6 protein-coding genes and 2 pseudogenes are annotated in these 6,000 nt (G+C 33.6%); 3 read left to right on the top strand and 5 right to left on the bottom strand.

Annotated features, from left to right (window positions below; all coding sequences use genetic code 11):
* Positions 1 to 16 precede the first annotated feature (16 nt).
* Positions 17 to 412 (bottom strand): helix-turn-helix domain-containing protein, encoded by a 396-nt coding sequence (locus QQK09_RS14795; protein WP_284204931.1) that lies wholly within the window; start codon positions 410 to 412, stop codon positions 17 to 19.
* Between the two features lie 295 nt (positions 413 to 707).
* Between QQK09_RS14795 and QQK09_RS14790 the strand changes: the two genes are divergently transcribed.
* The 3 genes from QQK09_RS14790 (at position 708) to QQK09_RS14780 (ending at position 3,934) form a co-directional block, all read left to right on the top strand.
* Positions 708 to 1,052, top strand: a complete 345-nt coding sequence (locus QQK09_RS14790) for a hypothetical protein (RefSeq protein WP_284204930.1) — start codon at positions 708 to 710, stop codon at positions 1,050 to 1,052.
* Between the two features lie 66 nt (positions 1,053 to 1,118).
* On the top strand, positions 1,119 to 1,814 hold the full coding sequence (locus QQK09_RS14785) for a response regulator transcription factor (protein ID WP_284204929.1): 696 nt from the start codon (positions 1,119 to 1,121) through the stop codon (positions 1,812 to 1,814).
* Complete coding sequence (locus QQK09_RS14780) at positions 1,811 to 3,934, top strand: hybrid sensor histidine kinase/response regulator (RefSeq protein ID WP_284204928.1); 2,124 nt, start codon at positions 1,811 to 1,813, stop codon at positions 3,932 to 3,934. The genes QQK09_RS14785 and QQK09_RS14780 overlap by 4 nt, the downstream gene beginning before the upstream one ends.
* 457 nt (positions 3,935 to 4,391) lie before the next feature.
* Here QQK09_RS14780 and QQK09_RS19415 read toward each other — a convergent pair.
* From QQK09_RS19415 to QQK09_RS19410, 4 genes and pseudogenes are all read right to left on the bottom strand, one after another.
* Positions 4,392 to 4,516 (bottom strand): annotated as a pseudogene (locus QQK09_RS19415) (IS3 family transposase); the annotation flags it as partial.
* Between the two features lie 878 nt (positions 4,517 to 5,394).
* Positions 5,395 to 5,532: pseudogene (locus QQK09_RS14775) on the bottom strand (transposase); the annotation flags it as partial.
* Between the two features lie 113 nt (positions 5,533 to 5,645).
* Positions 5,646 to 5,849, bottom strand: a complete 204-nt coding sequence (locus tag QQK09_RS14770) for a DUF805 domain-containing protein (protein ID WP_284204927.1) — start codon at positions 5,847 to 5,849, stop codon at positions 5,646 to 5,648.
* Positions 5,773 to 5,934 carry a hypothetical protein gene (locus QQK09_RS19410; RefSeq protein WP_431312602.1) on the bottom strand — a complete coding sequence of 54 codons (162 nt, stop codon included), beginning with the start codon at positions 5,932 to 5,934 and terminating at the stop codon, positions 5,773 to 5,775. Before QQK09_RS19410 ends, QQK09_RS14770 begins: the two co-directional genes overlap by 77 nt.
* Positions 5,935 to 6,000 lie beyond the last annotated feature (66 nt).

The following is a 6,000-nucleotide window of genomic DNA, read 5'->3' as shown; positions in this document are numbered from 1 at the left end:
ATTCATGTTCACTCCTTTAGTGGATAGTATTATCCAAAATTAAAGTGTCCAGTTCAATTAGACCAGAATACTCTATGCCAAACTCTGTCAACACATAACACTGGACATCTTTCCCTTGTAGCCTACAACCATCAGCCTTTACAGCCGAAAAAACGACAAAATCTTTTAGTTGAGAGAGCTGTTCTACGCTTAATCCCTTTGGACGGCCTGTATGCTTTTTTTCTTTTAGCCCTGAAGTCCTCTGTATTAAATAGGTTTGTATCCAGCTATTAACACTCGTTCGGCTTACTTTTAAGTATTCAGATATTTGAGTTCTATTTTTACCATCGAGGAAGAGAGAAACCGCTAATAAGCGAAGCTTTAGTCTCGCATCTGATGTAGAGCTAATGATTTTAGATAGTTCTTGAGTCATATTCATCACCTTTAAATTGTACCTTGTTAGATCACAAAATTAATGGAATTGGTATGAATCGTCTTTAAAACTCAACGTGAAGGCTGCTTTTTCCCATTGTGCATACGCACGTATATTTTGATACCGGTTAGATACATATTTTGTATTAATTTAATGTAAGATTATTTTTTTTAAGTTATTAGATTGTTAGGATGTTAGGGGGTTAGGATGTTAAGAATATTAATATATACAATTAAAAACATATATTAAGTTGCCATTTTAGATTTATCGTCTCTTGGTTTTATTAGGTGTAAAAATGCGTAAATTAGATTTTATTGAAAAAAGAGAAATTGATTATTTTATACAAGTTATATGCGATGGAAGTAATCAAGAGGCGCTCGATATTATCAATGAATTTGAAAGTAGTTTAACAGGTATCTTATCTAAAGCTGATACCTCGTTACCAATGAAGTTGCATATGATAAAGGGAGGATTAGATATTCTTGGGTTTGTATCTTTTAGTGATTATATACATGAACTCTCATTTCTTAATGTAAATTGTTTTTCGAATGAGTTTGAAAAGCTTATTTTCAATGGGTTAGGTATATACAAAGATATCATTACCCACACATTATCTAAAAAAGTAAATAAAAGTAAATAAAAGTAAATAAAAGTAAATAAAAGTAAATAAAAGTAAAGTAAAAAAGGTTGTAGAGGGAGTTGACTGATGAAAAAAATCAAGGTTTTATTATTAGAAGATGACTTGTTTATTGCGCGAGTAGTTATTAGGCGTTTAGAAAGTGAAAATTATTTTGTAAGGCACTCTTCTGATATCGGGTCGATGTTTTTAAATGTTAATAAATTTAAATTTGATGCAATTATACTCGATATGTCGTTACCTTCTGGGGATATTTTAGACAGTATTGAACGATTAAAAAAAATAGACAAATTTAAATTGTTAATATTTACAGCCAAGGAAGATGTTAAAGCAGAATTGCGTGGCGTAAAACTTGGTATTGATGATTACGTTTTAAAAAGCCGTGGGGTAGATATATTAGTTGAACGCTTAAAAATACTTTTATTTAAAAGTGATAGAGCACCTTCACCGCCACCACCCATTCATGGATTAGTCGTTTCTTCTAAAGATAAATCTATTATGTATGAAGGGGCTTTGATTGACATGACAAGGAACGAACTCGTTATTTTTTATGTGTTGTACAGGGATTTTAATGTGTTAATTACAAGGGATGAACTTGCCAATGCTTGCTACGGTATCGAATACGATGGATATTCCCGTAGTATTGATTTAATTATTAGCAGGCTTAGAAAGAAAATAAACACTAAAATGCATGGTTGTTTAGATATTAAATCTGTCCGAGGAGGGGGGTATAAATTAATAGTTAATACCTTGACTGCTGTATGAAGAGTAGTGTTCGAGAATTCAAAAAAGTAATTGGTGTCGTGTTCTTTTCCTTTGTTTTCCTAATTGGAAGTGTGGCTTATCTTTATACACTACAAACTGAGGTGGGGAAATTAAATATTCTACGCACATTCAATTACGAAATTCAGTCGAATATTAAAAATTTATTTCAAGACCTGCACGTGGCGAGAGAAAGTTTCTTGTACGGCAACAAAAATGGTCTTGCAAAGGCAAATCGCCTTTACTCTGAGTTGTTACAGGAGGTTTATTCTTTCGAGGAAATGATACTTATTCCAGAGTATTTTGATAAAAATACATTAGAAAAGAAGTTAAGTGATTTAAGTCACGCTAAACTTCTTTTGCAAAAAAATCAAAATTCAGTACCCTCTAAAATCGATGATTTAATAGAGAGAGGGGCTCTAAGCGGCAGTGGCTATTATTATCATAGCGGCAAAGACGGTTATTTCTTTAATCGAGAAAAGGTAGATAATACTTTTAGGGGCTTGTTCTCGATTGTGATTGATAAGCACGCGGAAAAGTCAGTAAGATTACTTTATGAACTAAGGTTGTTAAGCGGGCTGTTAATTTGTCATGTGTTATTCATAGCTTTCTTTTGTGGGCTAAAGTTTGTTGCATTTTATAAAAACATGATATTACCCGTTGAAAAGATATACAAAGAACTCTCCAATACCCCCTATACAGGAGGTGGATTTCCAATTAACTCTCATTATTTAGAAATGAATAAGCTGCACGAAAGTATTCAAAGTGGATTCGAGGAAAATAATAAGCTAATAACAGAATTAAAACAATCAGCCAACACCATTAATCAACTAAATTTCGAGATAAAAAATAAATTAATTAACAAGTCAAATTTTTTATCCATGGTAAGTCATGATATTCGTACTCCACTAAACTCCGTCATTGTTGGGTTAAGTTTAATTGATAGTAAAGACTTTTCCCCTTATTTAAAAAGGGAATTTATAGATATTTCAAATGGTTGCCAATATTTATTGAATTTTGTTAATAGCCTTATGAGCTTTTCTAAGTTAGATAATCCCAATGAGTTTGTTGTGCCTGAGGTAATTAGCACTATTTTTTTGGAAGAATGGATCTTAGAAATTAGCTCTTTACTGACTCCCTGGGCAAAAAGATATAATATAAAGTGCTACATATATATCGGCAATGGCTTTCCTGAGTCATTTAACTCTAATTCCAATGTACTATCTCAAGTGGTAGTTAATATTGCAAATAATGCTGTGATGCACTCTAAAGCCTCAGTGATTAGAATAAAGTTATCTTATGATGCTTCAAAATCAACTGTTTCTGTATCAATCATTGATTTTGGTATAGGTATTAAAAACGTTCTATCTAGTAAAATTTTTAATCAGTATGAAAGCTCTTCATCATCTAAGGGAAATGGCTTAGGTTTATTTATATCTAAATCGCTTATTGAAAACTTAGGTGGTTCGATAAGCGTATTTAGTTCATTCGGTAGAGGAACAAAATTTAGTTTCACCCTACCTATTGATATTCCAGAACATACATTATTATTGCAGCTTGATAATAGAAAACAGCATAATCGTAATCGAGGTTATATAGGTAGATATTTTTCTGATGATTTTGATGAAGCAACTTTTGATGATCATAGTTGCTTACATCCGTTTATGAATCTGAATTTATTTGAACAGCTACCATCTGTCAAAAAAGAAATGACTAATCTAAGCAATGTACGAATATTAATTGCTGAAGATGTACCAATGAATGTCCGTTTAATGAAAAAAGTGGTAAAGAAATTTAATTTTAATGCTTGTTTTGCATCTAATGGTATTCAAGTATTAGAAATTATTGAGGAGGAGAATGTTGATATAATATTAATGGATATCCAGATGCCTTTAATGGGGGGGCTTGAGGCTACGAAATTAATCAAGTCATCTGCTTTATTTTCAGGTATTACCATCATAGGGCTATCAGCACAGGCAGACCCCAAAACTGAAGCAAAGTGCCTCGAAGCAGGTATGTTAATGTTGATGAGCAAGCCTTTTGATGTATCAAAACTTACCGAAATAATTAACTCTATATCAGATATTAAACGTAAGGCATCTCTTGCTATTAATTATGATTAAATAATAGATTTACATGCTTCTGCACTTCACTCAGGTATAACCTAAACTTGTTATATGTTTAGCGTTATTTCAAGGGGATTGTGATGAAAACTCCAGAAGCAAGCTTTCTAGTATGGTAGTGCACATACCATTGCGATCATGACTGTATTGAACATCTTAAAGATTGAAATGGCCAAATGGTTTTATTTGCCCCATTGTATGCATGATAAAGGGGGCGAGCGTCGTTGTCGGCAACTGACTGAATGTTGTAGTTGCCACAAACAAACATCTGTAATGGCTGGTACACTCCCACCGAAGCTATCTCACCCTCTTAAAGTGGTTCTGGGCTGTTTATTTTATCTGGTCTGTTAAAGGGAGTATTTCTACACTACGCCTTAATAAATTAATCGAACAGCAAGGCTGATGCTAAGCTAAATCAGAAATGCGATGGATCACAGAGATAGTCTGTATAAATTATCTGGATATATTCTTCAACATCCGATCTGAACGTTTCACGTGCTAAGTGAATAATATTTAATAGCCACTCATTATTTAAACTACCAAAAATCGTTCTACAACAGCATTATCTAAACACGCACTAACTCAGTTTCCTGGACGCTATAGCCTTGTTAGTTAATAATGTTAACGCTCCTGCTTTAAATTCACTGGTATAAGTTTTGTACAGGTATTCTTTGTATTAATGTTTACTTCGACAGTAGGTAGTATTTATCCAAAATTAAAGTCCCAGTTCAATTAGACCAGAATAGCTCTCCTGAATTGAATCCAATTGAACAAGTCTGGTCAAGGATGCGAAAAAATGAAATTGTTAATTGAATTTCATCGATTGTGACGATATGGTAAATAAATGCGTTAATGCTTGGGATTACTTCAGAAGTGACACCAGTTGAGTTATTTCATTATGCACAAGATCGTGGGTTAATCTGATTAGTTAATTAATGGAATTGGTATTGCAAAGCCCGATGTTATAATGGTTGTAATTGTGCTAACGTTGAATTTAACGAATGTAAAATAAAAGAATATGAAATTAGCACGCAAAATATTGTTACTGCAAGTTGGTAAACACGTGCTTTTTTATTACTAAAGCTTTTAAAAGAACAATACATAGGTGTGATGTAATACCCCATAAAAGTAACTATAGATAAGTGAATAAATACGTATAAAGCAACGTCAAGCATAGTTTTATAATACCGATATATTTTATTAAAGCTGTAGTGGCCAAGTAAATCTGGCTGCGGATTTGTAGTCATTCAAATATAACTCTTCTGCTATATTTGGACTTATTCTATCGTTATGTTGATGAGGCCTAGTTTGACTGTAATATCCAACAATGCAATCGGTTATCGCATGCTTAGCTTCATCGATTTTGAGTAACCTATTCCAAGTGCCACTCTGTCTTTAAGCTTCTAAATAAGCGCTCCATTGGAGTGTTATCCCTGCAGTTTCCCCTACGAACCATGCTCTATTGGCGTGGCTTTAGAGGCGACTCTTTTACGCTCTTCTTTGAGTTGGCGAACCCACTTATCCATAGTTGACTTATCAACATTCATTGCGGTTGAGGCTTCTTTTACTGAGTAGCCTTGATCAACAACTAACTGAGCTTATTATAATCAAAACTCGGGAGTGAAATTACGCTTGCCTGTTCTCTTTATTTTGCCACTACAAGGATCTATCAATAGGTGTTTTGGCTTAAGGGGAGAATTTTACGGTCAAATTAGGAATAAAAATATAAATCTCTTTTGGGGCTAAGTCCATATTCGTTTTCATCAGGTTCCCCTTCCAAACATAAGAAATAAATATTAACTATAGGAATAAGAATCCACCAACCACAACGCCCAGTATCATGCAATCTTCTGATTGCGACTGCAACAGAAGGAATAAGCAGTACTAGGGTGTAAATCCCCCCCCACAGAATCACTTAAAAAAGCACCAACACCTAGTAGTCCTCCAACAACTCCCGCTATTACGCTGATCGCGATTAACATGTTAAAAAGAAAGAACATCCAATATTCTTTTCTGCGAGCTCTACTATAAAAAACAGAGTACTTCTGAAGTACTCTAATATACCA

It is taken from the genome of Psychromonas marina, from assembly GCF_030161115.1.
Lineage (GTDB): Bacteria > Pseudomonadota > Gammaproteobacteria > Enterobacterales > Psychromonadaceae > Psychromonas > Psychromonas marina.
This window is presented reverse-complemented; position numbering and strand designations above follow the sequence as displayed.